The sequence below is a fragment of the Streptomyces sp. DH37 genome, from assembly GCF_029813835.1.
Lineage (GTDB): Bacteria > Actinomycetota > Actinomycetes > Streptomycetales > Streptomycetaceae > Streptomyces.
In genome coordinates, this window is record NZ_JARVKV010000212.1 from 1 (window position 1) to 420 (window position 420).

Below are 420 nucleotides of genomic sequence, written 5' to 3' on the forward strand. Positions count from 1 at the left end.
AGGGTGACGACGCTGCCGGACTCGCCTGCGCGGGCCGTGCGGCCGCCGCGGTGGAGGTAGTCCTTGTGGTCGGTCGGGGGATCGACGTTGACGACGAGGTCGAGGGTGTCGACGTGGATGCCGCGGGCGGCGACGTTGGTCGCCACCAGCACGCTGACGTGCCCGTTCCTGAACCGCGTCAGCGTACGGGTGCGCTGCGGCTGCGACGTGCCCCCGTGCAGGGCGGCGGCCCGTACCCCGCTGTTCAGGAGGTGCTCGGTGAGGCGGTCGACGGCGTGCTTGGTGTCCAGGAACATGATCACGCGGCCGTCGCGTGCGGCGATCTCGGGGGTGGCCGCGTGTTTGTCGGCGCCGTGGACGTGGAGCACGTGGTGCTCCATCGTCGTGACCGCGCCGGCCGGCGGATCGACGGAGTGCACC

At 72.1% G+C, this 420-nt stretch carries 1 protein-coding gene; it reads right to left on the bottom strand.

Annotated features, from left to right (window positions below):
- Window positions 1-420: C-terminal helicase domain-containing protein (locus tag QC029_RS30720; protein WP_279559117.1), on the bottom strand; the 420-nt coding region annotated here is incomplete at both ends.